Annotated in this window: 22 protein-coding genes; 14 read left to right on the top strand and 8 right to left on the bottom strand. The window is 70.3% G+C overall.

Annotated features, from left to right (window positions below):
* Window positions 1-11: 11 nt before the first annotated feature.
* On the bottom strand, window positions 12-1,013 hold the full coding sequence (locus tag AB0C26_RS05620; protein ID WP_360241986.1) for a tyrosine recombinase XerC: 1,002 nt from the start codon (window positions 1,011-1,013) through the stop codon (window positions 12-14).
* A 77-nt stretch (window positions 1,014-1,090) separates the two neighbouring features.
* Here AB0C26_RS05620 and AB0C26_RS05615 point away from each other — a divergent pair, with 77 nt between their 5' ends.
* The gene (locus tag AB0C26_RS05615) at window positions 1,091-1,585 is read left to right on the top strand and encodes a DUF6636 domain-containing protein (RefSeq protein ID WP_360241983.1); all 495 of its coding nucleotides are present in this window, start codon (window positions 1,091-1,093) and stop codon (window positions 1,583-1,585) included.
* A gap of 40 nt (window positions 1,586-1,625) precedes the next feature.
* Here the strand turns inward: AB0C26_RS05615 and AB0C26_RS05610 are convergent, their stop codons facing one another.
* Complete coding sequence (locus tag AB0C26_RS05610; protein WP_360243565.1) at window positions 1,626-2,030, bottom strand: winged helix-turn-helix domain-containing protein; 405 nt, start codon at window positions 2,028-2,030, stop codon at window positions 1,626-1,628.
* A gap of 590 nt (window positions 2,031-2,620) precedes the next feature.
* On the opposite strand from AB0C26_RS05610, the gene AB0C26_RS05605 reads away from it, so the two are divergent.
* Complete coding sequence (locus tag AB0C26_RS05605; RefSeq protein ID WP_360241980.1) at window positions 2,621-2,761, top strand: hypothetical protein; 141 nt, start codon at window positions 2,621-2,623, stop codon at window positions 2,759-2,761.
* A gap of 1,347 nt (window positions 2,762-4,108) precedes the next feature.
* On the top strand, window positions 4,109-4,294 hold the full coding sequence (locus AB0C26_RS05600) for a DNA-binding protein (RefSeq protein WP_097318473.1): 186 nt from the start codon (window positions 4,109-4,111) through the stop codon (window positions 4,292-4,294).
* A 71-nt stretch (window positions 4,295-4,365) separates the two neighbouring features.
* On the opposite strand, the gene dprA is transcribed toward AB0C26_RS05600, so the two are convergent.
* From dprA to AB0C26_RS05585, 3 genes are read right to left on the bottom strand one after another with little or no spacing between them, the layout of a single operon-like run.
* Entirely contained in the window at window positions 4,366-5,583 is a 1,218-nt protein-coding gene (dprA, locus tag AB0C26_RS05595) for a DNA-processing protein DprA (RefSeq protein ID WP_360241977.1), read from the bottom strand.
* Window positions 5,576-7,087 carry a YifB family Mg chelatase-like AAA ATPase gene (locus AB0C26_RS05590; RefSeq protein ID WP_360241974.1) on the bottom strand — a complete coding sequence of 504 codons (1,512 nt, stop codon included), beginning with the start codon at window positions 7,085-7,087 and terminating at the stop codon, window positions 5,576-5,578. The genes dprA and AB0C26_RS05590 overlap by 8 nt, the downstream gene beginning before the upstream one ends.
* Window positions 7,087-7,446, bottom strand: a complete 360-nt coding sequence (locus AB0C26_RS05585) for a YraN family protein (RefSeq protein ID WP_360241971.1) — start codon at window positions 7,444-7,446, stop codon at window positions 7,087-7,089. The genes AB0C26_RS05590 and AB0C26_RS05585 overlap by 1 nt, the downstream gene beginning before the upstream one ends.
* A 145-nt stretch (window positions 7,447-7,591) precedes the next feature.
* Here AB0C26_RS05585 and AB0C26_RS05580 point away from each other — a divergent pair, with 145 nt between their 5' ends.
* The 8 genes from AB0C26_RS05580 to AB0C26_RS05545 all read left to right on the top strand — a co-directional run bounded on the left by AB0C26_RS05580 (window position 7,592) and on the right by AB0C26_RS05545 (window position 15,098).
* The gene (locus AB0C26_RS05580) at window positions 7,592-8,206 is read left to right on the top strand and encodes a hypothetical protein (RefSeq protein WP_360241968.1); all 615 of its coding nucleotides are present in this window, start codon (window positions 7,592-7,594) and stop codon (window positions 8,204-8,206) included.
* Window positions 8,207-8,416: 210 nt separating this feature from the next.
* Window positions 8,417-9,346, top strand: a complete 930-nt coding sequence (gene rpsB / locus AB0C26_RS05575) for a 30S ribosomal protein S2 (protein WP_360241965.1) — start codon at window positions 8,417-8,419, stop codon at window positions 9,344-9,346.
* 35 nt (window positions 9,347-9,381) lie between these two features.
* The gene (tsf, locus tag AB0C26_RS05570) at window positions 9,382-10,212 is read left to right on the top strand and encodes a translation elongation factor Ts (RefSeq protein ID WP_360241962.1); all 831 of its coding nucleotides are present in this window, start codon (window positions 9,382-9,384) and stop codon (window positions 10,210-10,212) included.
* Between the two features lie 104 nt (window positions 10,213-10,316).
* Window positions 10,317-11,033 carry a UMP kinase gene (gene pyrH / locus AB0C26_RS05565; protein ID WP_360241959.1) on the top strand — a complete coding sequence of 239 codons (717 nt, stop codon included), beginning with the start codon at window positions 10,317-10,319 and terminating at the stop codon, window positions 11,031-11,033.
* Window positions 11,034-11,086: 53 nt separating this feature from the next.
* Window positions 11,087-11,644 (top strand): ribosome recycling factor, encoded by a 558-nt coding sequence (gene frr / locus AB0C26_RS05560; protein ID WP_360241956.1) that lies wholly within the window; start codon window positions 11,087-11,089, stop codon window positions 11,642-11,644.
* Complete coding sequence (locus AB0C26_RS05555) at window positions 11,644-12,612, top strand: phosphatidate cytidylyltransferase (RefSeq protein ID WP_360241953.1); 969 nt, start codon at window positions 11,644-11,646, stop codon at window positions 12,610-12,612. The genes frr and AB0C26_RS05555 overlap by 1 nt, the downstream gene beginning before the upstream one ends.
* Window positions 12,613-12,643: 31 nt before the next feature.
* Entirely contained in the window at window positions 12,644-13,819 is a 1,176-nt protein-coding gene (gene rlmN / locus AB0C26_RS05550; RefSeq protein ID WP_360241950.1) for a 23S rRNA (adenine(2503)-C(2))-methyltransferase RlmN, read from the top strand.
* A 37-nt stretch (window positions 13,820-13,856) separates the two neighbouring features.
* On the top strand, window positions 13,857-15,098 hold the full coding sequence (locus tag AB0C26_RS05545; protein ID WP_360241947.1) for a DivIVA domain-containing protein: 1,242 nt from the start codon (window positions 13,857-13,859) through the stop codon (window positions 15,096-15,098).
* Window positions 15,099-15,143: 45 nt separating this feature from the next.
* On the opposite strand, the gene AB0C26_RS05540 is transcribed toward AB0C26_RS05545, so the two are convergent.
* On the bottom strand, window positions 15,144-15,380 hold the full coding sequence (locus AB0C26_RS05540; protein WP_360241944.1) for a DUF2631 domain-containing protein: 237 nt from the start codon (window positions 15,378-15,380) through the stop codon (window positions 15,144-15,146).
* A 133-nt stretch (window positions 15,381-15,513) separates the two neighbouring features.
* Here AB0C26_RS05540 and AB0C26_RS05535 point away from each other — a divergent pair, with 133 nt between their 5' ends.
* Window positions 15,514-17,082: a Rieske 2Fe-2S domain-containing protein gene (locus AB0C26_RS05535; RefSeq protein WP_360243561.1), complete on the top strand. Its 1,569-nt coding sequence runs from the start codon at window positions 15,514-15,516 to the stop codon at window positions 17,080-17,082.
* A 106-nt stretch (window positions 17,083-17,188) separates the two neighbouring features.
* On the opposite strand, the gene AB0C26_RS05530 is transcribed toward AB0C26_RS05535, so the two are convergent.
* Both AB0C26_RS05530 and AB0C26_RS05525 read right to left on the bottom strand, forming a co-directional pair.
* Entirely contained in the window at window positions 17,189-18,793 is a 1,605-nt protein-coding gene (locus AB0C26_RS05530) for an NAD(P)/FAD-dependent oxidoreductase (protein WP_360241941.1), read from the bottom strand.
* Between the two features lie 41 nt (window positions 18,794-18,834).
* On the bottom strand, window positions 18,835-19,647 hold the full coding sequence (locus tag AB0C26_RS05525) for a YhjD/YihY/BrkB family envelope integrity protein (RefSeq protein WP_360241938.1): 813 nt from the start codon (window positions 19,645-19,647) through the stop codon (window positions 18,835-18,837).
* Between the two features lie 68 nt (window positions 19,648-19,715).
* Between AB0C26_RS05525 and dxr the strand changes: the two genes are divergently transcribed.
* Both dxr and AB0C26_RS05515 read left to right on the top strand, forming a co-directional pair.
* A complete protein-coding gene (gene dxr / locus AB0C26_RS05520; RefSeq protein WP_360241935.1) occupies window positions 19,716-20,924 on the top strand; it encodes a 1-deoxy-D-xylulose-5-phosphate reductoisomerase in 1,209 nt (402 codons plus the stop codon).
* On the top strand, window positions 20,924-22,204 hold the full coding sequence (locus AB0C26_RS05515; protein ID WP_360241932.1) for a site-2 protease family protein: 1,281 nt from the start codon (window positions 20,924-20,926) through the stop codon (window positions 22,202-22,204). Before dxr ends, AB0C26_RS05515 begins: the two co-directional genes overlap by 1 nt.
* Window position 22,205 lies beyond the last annotated feature (1 nt).

Here is a 22,205-nt window from a genome sequence, read left to right as displayed (position 1 = left end):
ATCGTACGGGGTCACGCCCGGGGGTGCGCCTGTTTGAAGGCGGCCCGGAGCCGCTCGGTGGACACGTGCGTGTAGATCTGCGTGCTCGACAGCGAGGAATGCCCGAGCAGTTCCTGTACGGCCCGCAGATCCGCCCCACCGTCGAGCAGGTGCGTGGCGGCCGAGTGCCGCAGATCGTGCGGCCTGGTGTGCGGCAGCCCCGCCTCCCGAGCCGCCGCGTCGACGATCCGCCGGACGACGGTCGGCTGCAGCCGCCCACCCTTGACCCCCAGAAACAGAGCGTCCCCACCGCTCTCCGCTCCGGGTGCCCTCAGGCGGCCCTCCCTCGCCCCTCCCGCCTTGGTGCCGTCCCCCTTCGCGCCGTCCCCCTTCGCGGCGGCCAGCAGGGGGCGGCCACGCTTGAGGTAGTCGTCGAGCGCTTTCTGGGCCGGGAGGCCATAGGGGACGGCGCGTTCCTTGGCGCCCTTGCCGAAGACCCGCACGAGCCGCCGCGACTCGTCGAGATCGGCGCGGTCGAGGCCGCAGAGCTCGCTGACCCGTACACCGGTCGCATAAAGCAGTTCCAGAACCGCCCGGTTCCGCAGCCCCTCCGCCGCCTCCGGTCCGTTCGTCTCCATCAGGGCGGTGGCCTGGTCGGCTCGAAGAACTGTGGGAAGAGTGCGGTGGGCCCGCGGACTGGACAGATGAGCGCCCGGGTCGGCGCCGATCCGCCCGCTGCGGGACGCCCACGCGGTGAACGTACGCGCCGCGGTCGCCCGCCTGGCCTGGGAGGTCCGGGCCGCGCCGTCTCGCATCCGGGACGCGAGCCACCCCCGCAGCACACCCAGGTCGAGGTCGCCGACCGAGAGCACGTCCTGACGGACGGCGTAGTCGAGCAGCGAGACGACGTCACCCAGATAGGCCCGTACGGTGTGGACCGACCGGTTGTCGACCTGCGCCAGATGGCGCCCGAAGTCGTCGACGGCCTGCCGCATCGCCTCCGGCAGCCGCTCGTGCATCTCCCGCGTATCCATCGCGTCGACCGTCATCGCTCCACCCGGCTCTCGTCAAGCTCCCACGCTGGCCGATCGGCACTACACTGCCGAACACCATGGCACGCTTCCGTCGCTTCCTGGCCCTGGCCCTGCTGGCCGCACTCTCCGGTTGTTCCCTCTTCGAGGGTTCCGGCACCCCCTCACCCACGGATTCCTCCCCGGCGCCACTGCCGTCGGCGGTCGCCGGCCTGGGCAGCCCCGTGAAGGAGGTGTCCGACGCGACGTTCCAGTCGCCGTCGAAGAACATCGTCTGCGCCTTGACCACCGTCACGGTCCGCTGCGACATCCTCGACAAAAGCTGGTCCCCGCCACCGCAGCCCGAGGACTGCCAGCAGGCGTGGGGCAACGGCATGTTCCTGGAGTCCGGAAAGGCCGGCTTCACCTGCGCCGGCGACTCGTTGGCGGGCTCCGCCACCCAGACTTTGGAGTACGGCCAGGCCCTGCGCGCCGGCTCGATCCGCTGCGACAGCACAGCCAGATCCCTGACCTGCGAGGACAGCAAGTCGGGCCACGGTTTCGCCCTGGCCCGAGCCAACTACGACCTGTTCTGACGCGCTTTCCCACCCGCGTCCACCCGCGGCCCGGTGGCGGTCAGGGCCGGGTGAGCTGGACGCGGTCGGCGGGGTGAACGGTTTCGGTGCCGTCGGTGGCGGTGATCACGAGAACCGGCACGCCCTCGCCCAGCCGATACTTGCGGCGCTCGGCGTCGGTGGGCATGCGCGCCCCGGCCCGCTCACCGCGGCCCAGGGCGATCAGTTCGGTCGGTTCCGGCACCCGGACGAACGTGCCGCGCGGCCGATCGACGGTGACTAGCCCTTCCGTCCGCAGCTGGCCGATGGCTTGGCGAACAGTGGTGCGGCTGATCCCATACTCCTGCGCCAGGCGCAGCTCACTGGGCAGCGGTTCACCGGGCCCCAGCTCCCCAGACTCGATCTGATTGCGGAGCAGGTCAGCCAATTGGCGAAACACCGCGCGGTCCGCTGAAGGATCGATCATGTTCACAGTTTACGTGATCACATCGTTCCGTCATATTGTACGTACGAATGATCGTTAGTACGATGAACATGCCGCGCTTGAGAAGGCCGAGCTTGATCGCGCAGCAGGGCGGGCGACAGTCCACCGAGCGCACCAGCGCCGTCGGCCCCGGCCGTCGCCCGTTCAATCACACCCCGACCCGCGCCGCCCCAGACCGTTCAGTGCCGGCGTTGCCCCGCGCTGCGCTACCGCGCCCCGCGCCACCCTCTCGCGCTCCCGACCGTCCCGCGCCGCGCCCCAGGTTCCCGGCCGTCCCGCGCCCCGCGCCACCCTCTCGCGCTCCCGGCCGTCCCGCGCCGCGTCCCGGGTTCCCGGCCGTCCCGCGCCCCGCGCTCCCGCCGGGCTCCGCGTTCCCCCGCCGCACCCCGCGCTCCCGGCCGTCCCGCGCCGCGTCCCGGGTTCCCGGCCGTCCCGCGCCCCGCGCTCCCGCCGGGCTCCGCGTTCCCGCGCCGCACCCCGCGCTCCCGGCCGTCCCGCGCCCCGCTGGGGAAGTTAGGGCAGGTCGAACCCCGCTGGATCGGACTGGGCAGGACTTACCCAAGGCCGCGTGGGTGTGGATCGGCTTGGGCTGGATCGGTTTGGGCTGGATCGGCTTGGGCTGGATCGCCTTGGGCTGGATCGGCTTGGGCTGGATCGGCTTGGGCTGGATCGGCTTGGGCTGGATCGGCTTGGGCTGGATCGGCTTGGGCTGAAATGGTCTGGGCTGGATCGGTCTGGGCTGGATATGCCATGGGCTGAATCGGTCCGGGTTGGAATGGTCTGGGCTGGATGGGGCCTGGTCGGCCTAGCCGGAATGGGCTGGGCGGATGAGGGCGGATCGGCTTGGGGCGGACCGGCCTGGGCTGGATGGGGACTGATCGGCCTGCGCTGGACCGGCCTGGGCCCGGACGGACCTGATCGCCCTGGGTGGGGCCGAAAGTGCTCGGCCGGACGGCGCTGTGTCCGATGGTGACGGGAAGGGCTCGCGGTCTGGGCAGCAGCAGTCGGGGTGTGCTGCGCGGGTCGGCGTTCGCGTGGGTTGTGGTGCGCATGTTGGCGGCCTTGCTGTGGTCGCTGTTGGCGGCTGGTGCTGGACTGGCTCGGACCACCGGTGCAGGGCGGTGGTCCGAGCTGTGGCGGTGAGTGGGTCGCCTGCCATCCACCGCCGTTCCTCGGCGGGCGCCGACGGGGATCAGCGCCGGCGCCCGCCGAGGAGGTCGGCCTCCCGGGCGCCGCCAGACGTCGGGAAGCGGGGGTGGCCACTCGCGTGCGCCGCGGCCATTTATCTGGCGTCGCGCCGCTCGTCGGGTGGTTGTGATTCCGCTGTCGACGGGGCGGGGCGGCGCTCGGGTGGTGGGTCAGGGGGATCGGCCGCCGTCAGGCCGGCTGGAGTGACGGCGGCCGCCCCCGTTCGGTGTGGTCCAGGGGAACGGTGGGTCTGAGCGGTTGTGCATGAGGGGGTTGCCGCCCGGCGGGTTGGGGGCCTCCGGAGTGGAGGGCTGTGCCCGCCGGGCGGCATATGTGGCAGGGATACCGGGGATCGGCCTGATGACCTCCTCTGCTGTGTTGGAGCGTGATCGGGTGGGGATGGTTGGGGTTCTGCGGGTGGACGGGGCTGCGATAAGGCGGTGGCGCGAAGGCTTGTGGGGCTAAGGCGGGTGCGGGGAAGAGCTTGGGGTGGGGCGCCGTGGCAGCGGCCCGTGGGTGGAAAGGACTGCGGTAGGGGAGAGCGGGGGACGGTCGCGGGTGGAGGGGATCGCGGTCGGGAGGATCGGGGAGAGTTTGCAGGTGGGACGGGGTACGGACAGGGAAGGGCAGTGGTGGCGCGGGGACCAGGCGGTCGACGCAGGGTGCGGGCAGGCCGCAGGTGCATCGGCGCCAGAAAGTGCGCCACGTGCGTCGATGTGTGGGTGACACGGGCACCGGCGGGTGGCTCTGGCGTCGCCTAGTCATGATGACAGCATAGATGACTCATGACTAGGTGTCTCCTATCAACTTTATGACTGACTAATAGTCTCGCGCCTACGGTCGATCATGTGGCAGCGAAACCGATCCGGCTCATGGGGGCGCACGAGATCCGCATCCGACTGGGTGGGGTCAGCCGGCAGCGTGCGTACCAGATCACCAGCCGCGCCGACTTTCCCAAGCCGGTCGCCGACCTTGCTCAGGGCAAGGTGTGGATGACCGACGACGTCGAGGCGTGGATGAAGGTGCACCGCCGGGACCTGGACGACTCCGAAGACTGATCCGCCGGCGTGGACGTCGAGCCGCGCCGGAGGGAAATTCCGGGCGACCGGGCCGAAAGGCGCGGCGCCTCTCAGCCGTGCCGGTCGGGCGGCGAAGGATCTGGTCCGGGCGGCGTGGGTGACGCGCGGGAACGGACCAGCGCCACGCCCGCGGCCCCATGGCGTACGACCATGCCGGCCACCTCCAGAAGGGACAGTCGGCGCAGTACGGTCCGCAAGTCCAGGCCGGCTTTCGCCGCCAGTTCCTCCGGTGAGGCTGTGCCACGCCTCGGCACCGCCTCCAGCACCAGCGCCGATTCCTCGTCCAGCGAGTCCCGCGCGTGCGCGGGGCCGCGGGGCGGGTCGGCCAGATATTCGCCGACCCGGCCGACCGCCTCCAGCACCTGGCCGGCCCCGGTCACCAGGATCGCCTCCGGCCGCTCGCGCAGCAGCTCGTGGCAGCCCACCGACACCGCCGAGGTCACCGGGCCCGGCACCACCATCGCCGTCCGGTTCAGCGCCAGCACCCGGCTCATCGTCTGTGCCGCACCGCTGCGGGCCGCCGCCTCCACCATCACCGCGCCGACCGTCGCGGCCGCTATCACCCGGTTGCGGATCAGGAAGCGGTGCCGCAGCGGTTCCGCGCCGGGTGGCCACTCGCTGATCAGCAGGCCGGTTTCCGCGATGTGCTCGAACATCGCCGAATTACCCACCGGGTACGGCCGGTCGACCCCGCACGCCAGCACCGCGACCGTCCGCCCGCCCGCGGCCATCGCCGCCCGGTGCGCCGCCGCGTCGATGCCGAACGCCCCGCCCGAGACCACCGACCAGCCCTTTTCGGCCAGGCCGTAGGCGATCTCGCCGGTGACATGGGTGCCGTACGGCGTCGCCGCCCGCGCGCCGACCACCGCGACCGACCTTTCCAGCGTCTCGCCCAGCGGCCACGCCCCGCGCACCCAGAAACACAACGGCGGCCGTACGTCCTCGACGATCCGCCCGCGACCCTCCAGCGACAGCATGGCCAGCGACTCGACCCGGCGCGGCCACTCCTCGTCGGACGGCACCACGATCCGCGCCCCGAGCCGGCGGGCCCGCTCGACGGTCAGTTCCCGGAGGCGATCAGGACGGAGGTCGGCTTCTTTCACCCGTACGGCCGCTTGAATCGCCTTGCTCTCCACCTCGCCCCGCACCAGCCGGTCGAGGGCCTCGGGCGCCCCGACCGCCTCCACAAGCGACCACACCGTCCGGTTGCCCGGCTCGGCCAGCCAGGTCAGGGCGACGCGGGCGGCCCGCTCGATGTCGTCAGCCACGGCCTTCGCCCATCCGCAGCTGGATCGCCTCGATGACCTCGTCGCGGGCCGGCCGGTCCCGCCCGTCCAGGTCGGCGATCGTCCAGGCCAGCCTCAGCACCCGGTCGAAGCCGCGCGCCGACAACATCCCCCGGTCGAGGGCCTTCTGGAGCTCCGCGGTGTCCGAGGCCGGCAACTTCCACGGCGGCCGGCGCAGTTGTGGCCCCGGCACCTCGCCGTTGACTCGTTCCCAGCGCGCGGTCGAGGCCGCGCGAGCCTTCGCCACCCTCTCCGCGACCTCGGCCGAGGACGCCACGGGCTTGTTCGCCGTCAGCAGTTGAGCGGCCGTCAACGGCTGAAGGGTCAGCCGGATGTCGATGCGGTCGAGCAGCGGACCGGAGAGCCGGGCCAAGTAGCGCCGGCGCACCAGAGGCGTGCAGGTGCAGTGCTGGTCGCCGGCGGGATTCGCGCAGGGGCACGGGTTGGCCGCCGTCACCAATTGCACCCGGGCGGGATATTCGATCGTTCCCTGGGCTCGGGCCAGCACCACCCGTCCCGTCTCCAGAGGCTGGCGCAGAGCCTGAAGGGCCGCGCTGCGTACCTCCGCTGCCTCGTCGAGGAAGAGCACACCGCGGTGGGCGAGCGACAGCGCGCCCGGCCTGGCGAGCCCGACTCCACCTCCGACCAAAGCTGCTGTGGACGCCGTGTGGTGGGGCGCCTGAAATGGCGGCCGCCGGATGAGGCCGCCGCTCGGCGGCAGTATCCCGGCTATCGACTGCAGGGCCGTCACCTCGAGCGACGCCGAGTCGTCCAGCTCGGGCAGGATCGACGGCAGCCGTTCGGCCAGCATCGTCTTCCCGGCGCCGGGCGGTCCGAACAAAGACAGATGGTGACCGCCGGCCGCCGCGACCTCGAGGCCGTAGCGAGCCATCTCCTGGCCCGCCATGTCGGCCAGATCGGGGCCCGAAGAAGGGGGCGACGGGGCGACGGGTGGTGGTTCCAGGAGGTCGGCGCCCTCGCTGAGGAATCCGACGAGCCGATGCAGGCTGTCGACGGCCCGTACGGTCATGCCGGGCACCACGGTGGCCTCGCGGGCGTTGCCCAGCGGCACGATGACCCGGTGGATCCCGGCGCCGGCGGCCGCGGCGACCATCGGCAGTACCCCGCGCACCGGGCGCACGGCGCCGTCCAGGCCCAGTTCTCCGAGGACCACGACGCCGTCCATCGGGGCCAGCGGCAGCTCACCCGCACTGGCCAGGACGGCGGCGGCGATGGCCAGGTCGAAGGCGCTGCCATGTTTCGGCACGGCGGCCGGGAGCAGGTTGACCGTGATCCGGCGATTCGGCCACTGGCGACCCGAGTTGACCACGGCCGCCCGAACCCGATCGCGTGCCTCGTGCAGCGCCGTGTCCGGCAATCCGGTCAGCACCACCGCCGGGAGTCCGGGGGAGAGATCGGCCTCGACCTCGACGAGATGGCCCGTCATGCCGACCAGGCCGACGCAGAGCACGCGGGCGTAGCTCATCAGAACGCCCCTCGGGTGTGGTTGATCTGGGTGGCGCCCTTCTTCTGGGGCAGCACCTCGACGACGTCGAAGCGCACCTCGCGCGGATGCACCCCGCTCTCGTCGAGCCACTTGCGGGCGAGCTGCCTCAGCTTGCGGACCTTGCGCGGCGTGATGGCCTCGGCGGGCCGGCCGAAGGTGCCGCCGAGGCGGGTCTTGACCTCGCAGATGACGAGGTCGTCGCCGTCGCGCAGCACGATGTCGAGCTCGCCCTCGGGGCAGCGCCAGTTCTGGTCGAGGATCACGAGTCCCCGATCGCGGAGATGCTGGGCGGCGACCCGTTCGCCGTACGCGCCAACCGCCCGTCTTTGCGTCGTCATGGCGGACACCGTGCCGCGAACCGCGGCCTCGTGCGCCGGGCCCTGTGGACGCAGCGCGATTGTGGAAAACCGCAGAGTCACCGGATCGGTGTGTTATGGACCCACGTGTGGCATCGGCGACCGTGGTCACCTACGGTGCGACATCGTGGAAGGACACCGCTACGCCGACGATTCCGAGCCGAGCTGGTACTCGGGCGGTCAGTACTCCCGGAGCACCAGCCCCGAGGCCTCCGGGTCCCATCAGATCGGGAACCCGTACGACTCGGGCATTCATGAACGGCCGAGCGGCGCTTTCCGCCTGCCCGAACAGCGGCCGGAGACGACCGGTAGTCATGCCCGGCCGGCCGAGACGGATGTGCGGGTCCCGGTCCGCGGGCCGGAATATCCGACGATCAAGCCGTCCGCCGGCGTGGAGGAGAAGGTGGCCGAGCCCACCACCCTGGTGCCTCCGGTCACGCCGCGCGCTCCCGTCTATCAGAGCAAGCGGTCCACGACGTCCTTCCTCGTCGCGATCGTCATGATCGTCCTGTTGATCCCGGTCGTCCGTCTTCTCTTCGGTGCGACGTTCACCGGCACCCCGTCGTCCGGCGCGATCGTTCCCGCCGTACTGCTGACGCTGGGCTTCACGCTGACCGGTATCGGACTGTTCGCGGTGGCCAAGGGCGGTTCGATCACCCGTGAGGCCTGGGTGCGGCCCCCGGTGGCGTACCTCCCGGTGGGTTTGATCTTGCTGGTCGCGGCCGGGCTGGCGACGGGATAAGAGGCCGCTCGAAGCTTGGCGTATGCTGGTTGCCGGCGACCGCCTAGCGCGGCCGACCTCGCGTGCCCTCTGCCGGGTCGATCAACAACTCGGCGGCGACGGCCCTCCCTGGTCTCGATCATCTCGGGTCCGACTGTGGCCGGCGACCGGGCACCAGGGCGTTCACCGCCGGTGAGCGCGCCAACCAGGGACGACAGGGAGCAACCCACCATGGCCGTCGTGACCATGCGCCAGCTGCTGGAAAGCGGTGTCCACTTCGGGCACCAGACCCGCCGCTGGAACCCGAAGATGAAGCGCTTCATCTTCACCGAGCGCAACGGTATCTACATCATCGACCTGCGCCAGACCCTCGACTACATCGAGAAGGCCTACGCGTACGTGCGTGACACCGTCGCCGAGGGTGGCCACATCCTCTTCGTCGGCACCAAGAAGCAGGCGCAGGAGGCCATCGCCGAGCAGGCGACCCGCGTCGGCCAGCCGTACGTGAACCACCGCTGGCTGGGCGGCATGCTCACCAACTTCCAGACGGTGTACAAGCGCCTGCAGCGCATGAAGGAGCTCGAGGCCCTGGGTGACCTGAGCGGCACCGCCGCCGGGTACACCAAGAAGGAGACCCTGCAGCTCTTCCGCGAGAAGACCAAGCTCACCAAGACCCTCGGCGGTCTGCGTGACATGACCAAGACGCCGTCGGCGATCTGGGTCGTGGACACCAAGAAGGAGCACATCGCCGTCGACGAGGCCCGCAAGCTGGGCATCCCGGTCATCGCGGTGCTCGACACCAACTGTGACCCGGACGAGGTCGACTTCCCGATCCCGGGCAACGACGACGCGATCCGCTCGGCCGAACTGCTGACCAAGGTCATCGCCGCCGCCGTGGCCGACGGTCTGATCGCCCGCTCCGGCCGTGGCCGTGGTGGCGCCGACGAGAAGCCCGAGCCGGGCACCGTCGCCGCCGGCGAGCCGCTGCCCGAGTGGGAGCGCGACCTGTACGAGGGCGCCGAGAAGAAGGCCGCCGACGCTCCCGCCGCGGAGGCCCCGGCTGCGGACGCCCCCGCTGCGGAGGCCCCGGCTGCGGACGCCCCGGCTGCGGAGACCCCGGCTGCCGAGCCCGTGCCGGCCGCCGCCACCCCCGCCGAATAAGTCAGCCAAACCCGAACTGACATCGAGAGAGAGTCATGGCTAACTACAGCGCCGCGGACGTGAAGAAGCTCCGCGATCTGACCGCTGCCGGCATGATGGACTGCAAGAAGGCCCTCGACGAGGCGGACGGCGACTTCGACAAGGCTGTCGAGTTCCTGCGCATCAAGGGTGCCAAGGACGTCGGCAAGCGTGCCGGCCGCACCGCGGCCAACGGCATCGTGTCGCACTTCGAGAACGCGCTTCTCGAGCTCAACTGCGAGACCGACTTCGTCGCCAAGACCCCCGACTTCGTCGCGCTGGGTCAGCGTCTGGTCGAGTTCGGCGCGAAGAACAAGCTCGCCGACGCCGCCGCCCTCTCGGCCGCCGTGCTCGAGGACGGCAAGTCGGTCGCCGACACGATCCAGGACTACGCCGCCAAGATCGGCGAGAAGATCGTCCTGAACCGCTTCGTGATCGTCGACGGCACCGTCGCGGTCTACCTGCACCGCAAGGCGCAGGACCTCCCGCCGCAGGTCGGCGTCCTGGTCGCGTACTCGGGCAAGAACGACGAGGCGGCCGACGCGGACGCCCGTGGCATCGGCATGCAGATCGCCGCCATGCGGCCGCGCTTCCTCACCCGTGAGGACGTGCCGGCCGAGGTCGTCGAGTCCGAGCGCCGCATCGCCGAGGAGACTGCCAAGGAGGAGGGCAAGCCCGAGAAGGCTCTGCCCAAGATCGTCGAGGGCCGGGTGAACTCCTTCTTCAAGGACTTCGTCCTGCTCGAGCAGTCGTCGGTCGTCGACAACAAGAAGACGGTCAAGCAGATCGCGGACGAGGCCGGGCTGAACATCACCCAGTTCGTCCGGTTCGAGGTCGGCCAGGAGTAATCCGGCCACCGAGCTAGAGGCTAGGGAGGCCGGGAACGCGGTACCGCGTCCGGCCTCCTCCTCACATAAGGTCTCAGCTGAGTACTAACGGAAGGCGGGTCTCGATGGTGACCGACAAGCCCAAGCGCGTCGTGCTGAAGCTCTCCGGCGAGGTGTTCGGCGGTGGCGCGGTCGGCGTCGACCCCGACGTCGTGCAGGGCATCGCCGGCCAGATCGCCACCGTCATCCGCCGGGGCATTCAGGTCGCCGTCGTGGTCGGCGGCGGCAACTTCTTCCGCGGCGCCGAGCTGCAGAAGCGCGGCATGGACCGCAACCGGGCCGACTACATGGGCATGCTCGGCACCGTGATGAACGCGCTCGCCCTCCAGGACTTCCTGGAGAAGGAGGGCATCGAGACGCGGGTCCAGACCGCGATCACGATGGCCCAGGTCGCCGAGCCGTACATCCCGCTGCGCGCCATCCGCCACCTCGAGAAGGGCCGCGCGGTCATCTTCGGCGCCGGCGCCGGCATGCCGTACTTCTCGACCGACACCGTCACCGCCCAGCGCGCCCTCGAGATCCACGCGGACATCGTGCTGATGAGCAAGAACGGTGTCGACGGCGTCTACACGGCCGATCCGCGCATCGACCCCACCGCGCAGAAGCTCGACAGTGCCACGTACCAGGAGATTCTTCAGCGCGGGCTGCGCGTCGCCGACCAGGCCGCCTTCAGCCTCTGCGAGGAGAACAAGCTGCCGATGCTCGTCTTCGGCGCCGAGGGTGAGGACACCATCGTGCGCGCCGTCAGCGGCGACAAGATCGGCACCCTGATCACCGCCTAGAGCCCCCGGATATCCCCGCACCACCGAGACAAGCTAGGAGGCGAGAAGAGCCGGTGATCGACGAGACCCTCTTCGAGGCCGAGGAAAAGATGGAGAGCGCGGTCGAGCACGCCAAGGAGGAGTTCGCCGCCATTCGTACGGGGCGGGCCACTCCGGCCATGTTCTCCAAGATCCTGGTGGACTACTACGGCGCGCCCACGCCGGTGACGCAGATGGCCTCGGTCGGCGTCCCCGAGCCGCGCATGGTGATCGTGAAGCCCTACGACAACTCACAGCTGGGGCCGATCGAGCGGGCGATCCGTGACTCGGACCTCGGTGTCAACCCCAACAACGAGGGCACCCAGCTGCGCATTCACCTGCCGCAGATGACCGAGGAGCGCCGCCGCGAGATGATCAAGGTCGCGCGGACCAAGGCGGAGGAAGGCCGGGTGGCCATCCGTAACGTCCGCCGCAAGGCCAAGGAGCAGATCGACCGCCTGGTCAAGGACGGCGAGACCGGTGAGGACGACGGCCGCCGCGCCGAGAAGGAGCTCGATGACGTGACCCACCGTTACGTCGCCGTCGTGGACGAGCTCGTCAAGCACAAGGAAGCCGAGTTGCTCGAGGTCTGATGTCTTACCTCGATCCGCGTGCCGGGCGCACTTCCGGCGACGAAACGGCCTGGCACGCGGCCGAGGATGTGCCCACGGGCCACCTGCCAGTGGTCGAGCCCGCCAAGAAGGGCCCCGGCAAGCGCCGCGCCAAGGGAGGCGAGCCCACGACCAGCCGTGCGGGGCGCAATCTGCCGGCGGCCATCGGGGTCGGCGTCGGCCTCGTCGTTGTGGTTCTCGTCTCCCTGCTGTTCTGGGAGCCGGCCTTCTTCGCCGTGATCGCTGTCGCGTCCGGCGTCGGCGTCTGGGAGATGACCCGGGCCCTGCGCTCGGCCGGCGCCAACGCGCCGGTCGTCCCGCTGATCGGCGGCTCGGTCCTGATGAGCGGCCTGGCCTGGTACAGCGGCACCGACGCCCTGCTGGTCGGCCTGGTGGTCACCGTGTTGGCCGCGATCGTCTGGCGGCTCGCCGACGGCGCCGAGGCCTTCCGGCGTGACCTGACGGCGAGCGTGCTGGTCGCCGTCTACGTGCCGTTCCTGCTCAGCTTCGGCATCCTGCTCTTCCTCCCGGACCACGACAAGGGCCAGTGGCGGGTGCTCTGCACGCTGCTGGCGGTTGTGCTCTCCGACACCGGCGGATACGCGACCGGGGTGTTCTTCGGCAAGCACAAGATGGCCCCGTCGATCAGCCCCGGCAAGACCTGGGAGGGCTTCGCCGGTTCGGTCTGCGCCTCGGCGATCGGCAGCGCGCTGCTGCTCTACTTCCTGCTCGACATCCAGGTGTACTGGGGCCTGCTCTTCGGCGCCGTGCTCTCGGTCGTCGCGGTCGTCGGCGACCTCGCCGAGTCGATGCTCAAGCGCGACCTCGGCGTCAAGGACATGAGCAACCTGCTGCCCGGCCACGGCGGCCTGATGGACCGGCTCGACTCGATCCTGTTCGCCGTGCCCACCGCGTACCTCCTCTTCGCCCTGATCGCGTGGGCCCAGTGAACTTCCCCGAGCGTGCGAGACTTGTTCTGCCATGACGATTCTTCCGGTCATCCCGACCAGCCCCGACAAGCCCGATGCGGTAGCCACCCGTCGCCGCCCCGCCATGCCCCCGCGCCACCTGGCCGACATGGATCTCGCCGCCCGCCAGGCCGCGGTGACCGCGCTCGGCGAGCCCGCGTTCCGCGCGAAGCAGCTCTCCACCCACTACTTCGGCCGGCTCGTGCGCGACATCGACGAGATGACCGACCTGCCGGCCAAGACGCGGGCCCGGCTCACCGGTGACCTGCTGCCCACGCTGCTGACCCCGGTCCGCGAGCTGGCCTGTGACGAGGGCGCCACCCGCAAGGCGCTGTGGCGGCTGCACGACGGCGCGCTGGTCGAGAGCGTCCTCATGGGCTATCCCGACCGGGTGACCGCCTGCGTCTCCAGCCAGGCCGGCTGCGGCATGGCCTGCCCGTTCTGCGCGACCGGCCAGCAGGGCCTGACCCGCAACCTGTCGGTGGCCGAGATCGTCGACCAGGTCGTCTACCTGGCCGGTGTCGCCGCCTCGGGCGCGGTCACCGGGTCACCGCCGCGGCTGTCGCGCGTCGTCTTCATGGGCATGGGCGAGCCGCTCGCCAACTACCCTCGCGTGATCGAGGCGGTCCGCCGGCTGACCACCCCGGCGCCGGAGGGCCTCGGACTTTCGCAACGGCACATAACCGTCTCCACCGTGGGACTAGTGCCCGCTATGCGCCGGCTGACGGCCGAAGACCTGAACGTGACCCTTGCGCTGTCCCTGCACGCCCCCGATGATGATCTGCGCGATGAGCTAGTGCCCGTCAACCAGCGTTGGAAGGTGGCCGAGGTGCTCGATGCCGCGTTCGACTACGCGGCGCAGACGGGACGCCGGATCTCGATCGAGTACGCCCTGATCAGGGACGTCAACGATCAGCCCTGGCGTGCCGACCTGCTCGGCAAGCTCTTGCACGGCAAGCTGGCGCATGTGAATCTCATCCCGCTCAACCCGACCCCGGGCAGCAAGTGGGACGCAAGCCCGAAACCGGTCGAGCGCGAGTTCGTCCGCCGCCTCCGTGAGGCCGGAGTGTCGACGACGGTTCGCGACACCCGGGGCCGGGAGATCGACGGCGCGTGCGGCCAACTGGCCGCGGGCGAGCTTACGGAGGCGAGCGCTGGGGGCGCCGCCGACGCGGAGGTGGCACAGTGACTGGGCTCAGGTCCCAGCGAGCGGAGTGGGAGACGTTGTGACGAGTCAGGGGCAGCGTTTCCGGCGGCGTGCGCTGCGCCGCGGCTACAAGGTCGATGAGGTCGACGCCTTCCTGGACCGGGTCGAGGCCACCCTGGCCGGCGAGCAGTCCGGCCCGCCCGTGGGCGCGCAGGAAGTGCACGACGTGGTCTTCCGGGTGCGCTTCGGCGGCTACGACGAGTGGCAGGTAGACCTCCACCTGGACCGCGTCGAGCGCCAGCTGGCCGAGCTCGAGGACCGCGGCGGCCGTGGCGCCCCCGCGGCCGACCCGATGCGCGACTCGCTCCGCGGCGGCCTCACTACGGGCAGCTTCGCGCGCCCGCCGGCCGGCGCCAACACCGGCAGCGTCAACGCCGCCGCCGCGGGCCGGATGGCCCCGCCCACCGAGCGCCTGCCCGCCCCGCCGATCCGGGACGACCGCATGCCCGACCGCATGCCGCCGCCGGACCGGATGGCCCCGCCCGACCGGATGAGCCCGCCCGACCGGATGGGCCAGCCCGACCGGATGGGCCCGCCGGACCGGATGGGCCCGCCCGACCGCATGCAGCAGCAGCGCCCGCAGATGCCGGCGACCGACCCGTACGGTGGCCGCTTCGACGAGCCGACCGGTTACGGCCAGCCGCCGCAGCCCCAGCTGCCGCAGCGCCCGGCCCCGCAGCCGCCCGCGCCCGCGTACGACCCGCGCGACCCCCGTGGCTACGACCAGGGCGGTTACGACCAGGGCTTCGACAACACCGGTGGCTTCGACAACACCGGCGGGTTCGACAACACGGGTGGCTTCGACGGCTTCGAGGCCGGCCGGCACGGCAAGACCGACATGACCGCGGAGATCCGCATGCCGCGCGAGCAGGACCCGCGCGGCTACGGCGCCCCGCCGCCGATGGGCGGGCCGCCGCCCATGGGCAACGCCCCGATGAGCGGCGCGCCGCAGGGCGGGTACGGCGGACCGCCGCAGCCGCAGCTCCCGCCGCCGATGGGCGAGCCGGGTGGCGAGCTGTACCGCGTCGACCAGCTGCGCCGCACGTTCCAGCCGCGGCGCTTCGGCAGCGGTTACGACCCGATGCAGGTCGACCGGCTGTTCGAGGGGATCCTGCAGGCGATGACCGGGCGGGGCCCGATGCCCGTACCGGAAAATGACCTGGACATGTTGCAGTTCGGCCTGGTGCCGGGTGGCTACTTCGAGGCTGAGGTGGACGCCGCGCTCCGTGAGGTCAAGGACATCCTCACCAGACGGCGGTAAACGGAAAAGGGGCCCTCACGGGCCCCTTTTTTCGTAGTCCGAAGACTACTGCTCGCTCGGGCGCAGACCCCGGCGGCGGAGCACGGCGTCGGCGATCACCGTGACGACCAGGCCGACCGCGAAGACGACGAGCCAGATGTTCTCGGTGTTGCCCTCGTGGTTGCCCCAGAAGAACATCAGGATGACGATCGCCGAGATGATCGCGCCCTTCTGTCCCCGCCTCCGGTTGCCCGGCTTGAGCTGATCGGGCGCGTAGACCTCTTCATGTTCTTCCGCAGACACGCCGCAATCCTCCCTCGAAGGCGTCTTTACTCCTGATCAGTCTCGCACGGCGGCTCCGCGCGCGGCCCACCAACCCGGACCCGGTACCTTCGATGCGGTCGGGTTCTTGGATCGAGGGAGTAATACGGTGCGGATCACGGGCACTGGACACGCGAGCATGCGGATCGACACCGCCGCCGGCAGTATTCTGTGCGATCCGTGGGTTAATCCCGCATTTTTCGCATCATGGTTCCCATTCCCGGACAATTCTCAGCTCGACTGGGAGACCCTGGGTGACGTCGACTACCTGTACGTGTCGCACCTGCACCGCGACCACTTCGACGCCAAGCACCTCAAGCGCTACATCAACAAGAAGGCCACCGTCCTGCTGCCGGAGTACCCGACCAGCCAGCTCGAGGACGAGCTCCGCGAGCTGGGCTTCACCAGCTTCCTGCGGACGAAGTCGGACGAGGTGCACGAGCTCGACGGCGGCCTGAAGATCATGATCCAGGCGCTGATCAGCCCGACCGACGGCCCGATCGGCGACTCCTCGCTGTGGGTGGAGCACGACGGCATCCGGGTGCTCAACCAGAACGACGCGCGCCCGTCCGACCTGAGCCGCTTCGCCGAGCTCGGCCACGTGCACGCGCACATGCTGCAGTTCTCCGGCGCGATCTGGTACCCGATGGTCTACGAGCTGCCCGACGCCGCCAAGACCGCGTTCGGCAAGCAGAAGCGCGACCGCCAGTTCGACCGCACCTGGCGCTACATCGACGACCTGAAGGCCGACCACGTCTTCCCGATCGCCGGCCCGCCCTGCTTCCTCGACGACGAGCTCTACCAGTTCAACGACATCTTCGGTGACGAGGGCAACATCTTCCCCGACCAGTCGGTCTTCCTGGAGGAGTACGCCAAGGTCGGCGGCACCAACGGCATCGTCCTGCTCCCCGGCTCAGTGACCTCCCTCGACACCGCGGGCCGAGCAGAGACCACGCACCCGACTCCGGTCGACGAGTTCTTCGCGAACAAGAAGGCGCACCTCGAGGAGATGCGCGAGCGCAAGGCCCCGATCATCGCGGCCGAGAAGGCGAGCTGGAAACACCCCGAGATCGACGTGCTGGGCGAGCTCAAGAAGCGCATCGAGCCCCTGCTCGAAGAGTCGATCTACATGGCCCAGGGCGTCGGCGGCCCGGTCCGCTTCGACTTCACCGACTCGTTCGGCCCGACCGGCGAGATCCTCGAGTCGATCGTGGTCGACTTCCCCGGCAAGCAGGTCCGCCCCTACGCCGGCGAGAAGGTGCGCTACCGCTTCAAGACCGGCCGCGCCCTGGTCGAGCACCTGATCCACATCGACGAGGGCGACTGGGTCAACAGCCTGTTCCTGAGCTGCCGCTTCTCCGCCGCCCGCATCGGCCAGTACAACGAGTTCGTCTACGCCTTCTTCAAGTGCCTCTCCGAGGAGCGCCTGCAGTACGCCGAGGGCTGGTACGACGAGCACGAGAAGGCCGTCGAGGCCGAGGACACCCAGTTCGGCGACTGGACCGTCCAGCGCCGCTGCCCCCACCTCAAGGCCGACCTCAGCCGCTTCGGCATGGTCGACGGCAACGTCCTGACCTGCCAACTCCACGGCTGGAAGTTCGACCTCCCCAGCGGCCGGTGTCTGACGAGTGTCGGCCACAAGATCCGGGCGACGAAAAATCCCGAACAAGAGCAGATGTCGTAGGCGGGTGGGGCGTACAGACCGTCGCTCCCGCCGAGGGCTCGGCCGGGGTGAGCAGGGCGCTGCGCGCCCAGAACGCTCACCCCGCCCGAGCGACGTGCGTAAGTGGTTACGCTCGGAAAACCCCGAGGTCCTTCAGGATGCGCCGGGCCACGTTGTGGCCGGCGGCGCCGATGACGCTGCCGGCCGGGTGGGTGCCGGCTGAGCCCGCGTAGAGGCCGTCCAGGCCGGTGAAGTAGGGCATGCGCTCGTTGAAGGCGACCGTGTTGTCGACGTGGTGGATGTGGCCGCCGGTGATGCCGAAGTGCTTCTCGATGCCGGGTGGGGTGAGGGGCATCGTGTCGACGACCAGGTCGCGGGTGCCGGGGGCGTAGCGCTCGGCGATGTCCAGCATCTTGTCGACGTAAGCCGGCAGCTCGGCCTCCCACGACGAGCCGGCCGGCTGGTAGGGCACCGACTGCACGAACAGCGCCGACGAGTGGTGGCCCTCGGCGTCGCGCAGCGACGGGTCGACTGTCGTGTGCAGGTACCACTCGATCGTCGGCTCGTCGGGCAGCCGCCCGGCCTGCACGTCGGCCCACATGGCGCGCAGCGCGGCCATCGGCGAGTCGGTGCCGGGCACGCCGGCCAGGCCGGCCGAACCGGGCAGCAGGTGGATGGTCGAGCCGAACGGCGACGGGCTGCCGGCCGGCAGGCACGAGAACTGCGGCAGGCCCCGGAGCGCCAGGTTGATCTTCAGGGTGGTGCCCGTCCTGCGTACCGACGCCATGTGGCCGGTCAGCGACGAGGGCAGCGCGCCTGAGGGCACCAGGTCGATCAGGCGGTACGGGTCGCAGCTGCCGAGCACGACCCGGGCCGCGATCGAACGCCCATCGGCCAGCACGACGCCGCTCGCGGCCCCGCCGTCGACGGTCACCGAGGCCACCGGCGCGTTCGTGAGGATCTGTGCCCCGGCGGACCGCGCGGCGTCGGCGAAGACGCGGGACACCGTGCCCATGCCGCCCTCGGCGATCATCCAGGTGCCGTCCGAGCCGGGCAGGCGGCACATGTTGTGGACCAGGAAGTTGTGACCGGTGCCGGGGTCGTCCGGTCCCGCGTTCAGGCCGGAGAGCCCGTCGGTCACCGCGTACATGCTCATCAGCAGTTCGCTCTTGAAGCCGAACCGGGCCAGATAGTCGGCGACCGAACCGCGTACGAGATCGACGAACGTGCTCTGCAGCTGGGGCCGGATGTGCCGGTCGGCGATCTCCTCGACCGTGCCCGGCTCCTCGAGCCAGGCCGGGGCCAGGTCGGCCCGCAGCGCGGCGATCTCACAGGCCAGCTGCTCGTCGGCCGCCACGTCGCGGCGCGAGAAGAAGCGCTCGAGCTGGGCCCGGGTGGCCGCCTGGTCGCGGCCGAACAGCAGGTGAGGAGAGCCGGCCGGCCCGGGCGTGGGCAGGAAGTAGTGCGGGTCCCGGCGCAGCATGGGGATGTCGACGTCGAGGGTGCGCAGCAGCTCGGGCGGCATCAGCCCGAGCAGGTAGGAACCGGTGGACTGACCCAGTCCGGGCGCGGCGGGGAAGGGCCGCTCGGTGCGCGCGGCGCCGCCGATCACATCTGCCGCCTCGAGCACGGTGACGCTCAGGCCGGCGCGCGCCAGCAGGATCGCGGAGACGAGGCCGTTGTGGCCCGCTCCGATGATCACCACGTCGGAGCGCTGGGGGAGAGTGGTCATGGCTTGGGAGCGTAGCGCGCTGTTATATGAAGATCACTCCGTCAATCGGCGCGAAATCTCCTCGTCTGATACGCGCTGGCACTCCGTGTGGCCGCATATCCGGCGAGCACGATCACATGGAACAGGTAGAGCCAGAGCCCGACGGCGATCGTTCCGCCGATCGCGTCGAAGCCGCCGAAGGGTGCCCCCAGATCCAGTGGCAGGGAGCAGAACAGCACGAAGCCGTGCAGAAAGCCGGAGAGGTTGGCCGCGGTGAAGGACCCGATGACGATGGTCGACAGCCACCGGGGGCGGCCCGGGGCCACGTACCGGTAGACCCAGATCACGACCGGCGTGAGCAGCAGCCAGCAGGCCAGGAAGGACAGGACCACGCCGAGCACCGAGTACCAGCCGCCGCGTACCCAGAGGCCGCTGGTCGACGGCAGCGCCAGGAACATCGCCAGCAGCAGGGCCGGGGCGGCGGCCAGGATCGGCAGCCAGAGCAGGCGCCCCCGCCAGCCGACCAGCGGCTCGCTGCCGGGCGCGCGCAGGGAGACGAAGGCCCGGCGCAGCCCCTCGCCGTAGAAGGTGGCCGGGAGCAGGCTGGCCAGCGCCAGCAACGGCGTCAGGTGCAGCCCGGCGTCGATCAGGGCGGACAGGGCCCGCGGCGCGCCGATCTCGTCCGGCAGCGCGTCGATGGTGTGGCCGGTGAGACGGCGTACCCGGTCGGCTCCGGCGATCCACCCGGTCACCCAGATCGCCAGCAAAGCGATCGGCACCACCGCGATTCCGGCGTAGAAAGTGACAGCGGCGGCGTGCAACGCCAGGTCACGCCCCTTTAAAGGCCGAAAGAGGGAGATCAACCAGCGGGGCATGCCGATGGCATACCCAGTTATCCACAGGCCGACGCGAGCGATCCCGGGCGATCCGGGAAGATGGGCGCATGCGCGACCTCGTCCTGCTCGGTTCGACCGGATCCATCGGCACTCAGGCCATCGACATCGTGCGCCGTAACCCCGACCGGTTCCGCGTGGTCGCCCTCGGCGCCGGCGGCGGCAACGTCGCGCTGCTCGCCGCCCAGGCTCTCGAGCTGGGCGTCGACGTGGTCGGCGTGGCCCGCTCCTCGGTGGTGCAGGACCTGCAGCTCGCCTTCTACGCCGAGGCGCAGCGGCGCGGCTGGGCCACCGGCGACTTCAAGCTGCCCAAGATCGTGGCCGGTCCCGACGCGATGACCGAGCTCGCCCGTTGGCCGTGCGACGTCGTGCTCAACGGTGTGGTCGGCAGCCTGGGCCTGGCGCCGACGCTGGCCGCCCTCGAGTCCGGGCGTGTGCTCGCCCTGGCCAACAAGGAGTCCCTGGTGGCCGGTGGCCCGCTGGTCCGCCGGGTGGCCAAGCCGGGCCAGATCGTCCCGGTCGACTCCGAGCACTCGGCGCTCGCGCAGTGCCTGCGCGGCGGCGCCCGCGACGAGGTGCGCCGGCTCATCCTGACCGCCAGCGGGGGCGCGTTCCGCGACCGCCGGCGCGAGGAGCTGACGAATGTCACACCGGACGAGGCGCTGAAGCATCCGACGTGGGACATGGGCCCGGTCGTGACGATCAACTCGGCCACGATGGTCAACAAGGCGCTCGAGGTGATCGAGGCGCACGAGCTGTTCGGCGTGGCCTACGACGACATCGAGGTCATGGTCCACCCGCAGTCGGTGATCCACTCGATGGTCGAGTTCACCGACGGCTCGACGCTGGCCCAGGCCAGCCCGCCCGACATGCGGCTGCCCATCGCGCTGGCCCTGGCCTGGCCCGAGCGGGTGCCCGGCGCGGCCGCCGGCGTCGACTGGAGCCTGGCCCACAACTGGGAGCTGCGCCCGCTCGACGAGGAGGCGTTCCCGGCCGTCCGGCTGGCCAAGCAGGCCGGCCGCGAGGGGCGCTGCCGCCCGGCCATCTACAACGCGGCCAACGAGGAGTGTGTGGCCGCTTTCGCCGCCGGTCGGCTACCTTTTCTGGGCATCGTCGACACGCTCGCGGAGGTGCTCGCGGCGGCCCCGGATTTTGCCGAGCCGGGTACCGTCGAGGAAGTGCTCGCCGCCGAGAATTGGGCGCGCGCCCAGGCGCATGACGTGATCGCCAGGCATGATACTGCGGCAAAAGGAGCTTGATGCTGTACTGGCTGGGTGTCGCCGCGTTCGCGCTGGCCATCCTGATCTCGGTGAGCCTCCACGAGGCCGGTCACATGATCACTGCCAAGCGTTTCGGCATGAAGGTGACCCGGTACTTCGTGGGCTTCGGCCCCACGGTCTTCTCGTTCCGGCGCGGTGAGACGGAGTACGGGCTCAAGGCGATCCCGCTCGGCGGTTTCTGCAAGATCGTCGGGATGACCCCGCAGGACGACGACGTCGCCCCCGAGGACCAGCCGCGGGCCATGTGGCGGTTCCCGGTCTGGAAACGGACCATCGTCATGTCGGCGGGCTCGATCACCCACTTCCTGCTGGCCCTGGTGGCCACCTGGATCGCCGCCTTCACCTTCGGCCTGCAGAACACGTCGTACCCGGTGACCACCGCCGACCAGCTCAAGGAGCGGCCGGTCATCGACGCCCCGGCCTGCGTCTGGGCGGGCACGGCCCCGGCCGGCGCCACGGCCGACAACTGCAAGCCCGGGGTGAACGGCGCTATCGCCGGCCCCGCCTACGCGGCCGGCATCCGCGACGGTGACCTGATCACCAACGTCGGCGGCACGACGATCACCACGTACGGCGACCTGGTCAACAAGATCCGTTCGTTGCCGGCGGGCAAGGTCGCCTTCGAGTACACCCGTGACGGCGTCCCCGGCAAGGCCGAGGTGAACCTGGTCAGCGCCGAGCGGGCCGCGATCACCGACGAGAGCGACGACGCCAAGACCACCACCGTGTCGATCGCCGCCATCGGCTGGGACGACCCGGCCGTGCCCGGCATCATCAAGTACAACGCGGCCTCGGCCGTGCCGGCGACCTTCAACTACGGCTGGTACCTGGTCGAGAACACGTTCGAGGCGTTGAAGCGGATCCCCGACAAGATCCCCGCCCTGTGGCACTCGATCACCGGCGACGAGCGCGACCCGAACACCCCGATCAGCGTCGTCGGCGCGAGCCGGCTCGGCGGTGAGGCGCTGGCCAACGGCGTACCCCAGCTGTTCCTGACGATCTTCATCTCGCTCAACGTGTTCATCGGCATCTTCAACCTGCTGCCGCTGCTTCCGCTCGACGGCGGGCACATCGCCATCGCCTGGTACGAGCGGGCGCGGTCGTGGCTCTACGCGCGGCTCAAGAAGCCCGACCCGGGCCGCGTCGACTACTACAAACTGATGCCTGTCACCTATGCAGTCATCTTGATCGGTGGCGCGTTCACTCTGCTGACCGTCACCGCCGACATCGTCAACCCGATCACGATCTTCAACAGGTGAT

Origin of the sequence: Actinoplanes sp. NPDC048796 (genome assembly GCF_040650035.1) — a bacterium.
Classification (GTDB): Bacteria; Actinomycetota; Actinomycetes; order Mycobacteriales; family Micromonosporaceae; genus Actinoplanes.
The sequence above is the reverse complement of the archived record's forward strand: the minus strand, read 5'-3'. Positions and strand labels throughout refer to the sequence as shown.

Coding starts and splice junctions, on each gene's coding strand:
- AB0C26_RS05555 (WP_360241953.1), top strand. CDS start 11,644: ATGTCTTACCTCGATCCGCGTGCCGGGCGCACTTCCGGCGACGAAACG.
- dxr (WP_360241935.1), top strand. CDS start 19,716: ATGCGCGACCTCGTCCTGCTCGGTTCGACCGGATCCATCGGCACTCAG.
- tsf (WP_360241962.1), top strand. CDS start 9,382: ATGGCTAACTACAGCGCCGCGGACGTGAAGAAGCTCCGCGATCTGACC.
- AB0C26_RS05615 (WP_360241983.1), top strand. CDS start 1,091: ATGGCACGCTTCCGTCGCTTCCTGGCCCTGGCCCTGCTGGCCGCACTC.
- AB0C26_RS05590 (WP_360241974.1), bottom strand. CDS start 7,087: ATGAGCTACGCCCGCGTGCTCTGCGTCGGCCTGGTCGGCATGACGGGC.
- pyrH (WP_360241959.1), top strand. CDS start 10,317: ATGGTGACCGACAAGCCCAAGCGCGTCGTGCTGAAGCTCTCCGGCGAG.
- AB0C26_RS05600 (WP_097318473.1), top strand. CDS start 4,109: ATGGGGGCGCACGAGATCCGCATCCGACTGGGTGGGGTCAGCCGGCAG.
- AB0C26_RS05525 (WP_360241938.1), bottom strand. CDS start 19,647: ATGCCCCGCTGGTTGATCTCCCTCTTTCGGCCTTTAAAGGGGCGTGAC.
- AB0C26_RS05585 (WP_360241971.1), bottom strand. CDS start 7,446: ATGACGACGCAAAGACGGGCGGTTGGCGCGTACGGCGAACGGGTCGCC.
- AB0C26_RS05610 (WP_360243565.1), bottom strand. CDS start 2,030: ATGATCGATCCTTCAGCGGACCGCGCGGTGTTTCGCCAATTGGCTGAC.
- AB0C26_RS05515 (WP_360241932.1), top strand. CDS start 20,924: ATGCTGTACTGGCTGGGTGTCGCCGCGTTCGCGCTGGCCATCCTGATC.
- AB0C26_RS05620 (WP_360241986.1), bottom strand. CDS start 1,013: ATGGATACGCGGGAGATGCACGAGCGGCTGCCGGAGGCGATGCGGCAG.
- AB0C26_RS05530 (WP_360241941.1), bottom strand. CDS start 18,793: ATGACCACTCTCCCCCAGCGCTCCGACGTGGTGATCATCGGAGCGGGC.
- rlmN (WP_360241950.1), top strand. CDS start 12,644: ATGACGATTCTTCCGGTCATCCCGACCAGCCCCGACAAGCCCGATGCG.
- rpsB (WP_360241965.1), top strand. CDS start 8,417: ATGGCCGTCGTGACCATGCGCCAGCTGCTGGAAAGCGGTGTCCACTTC.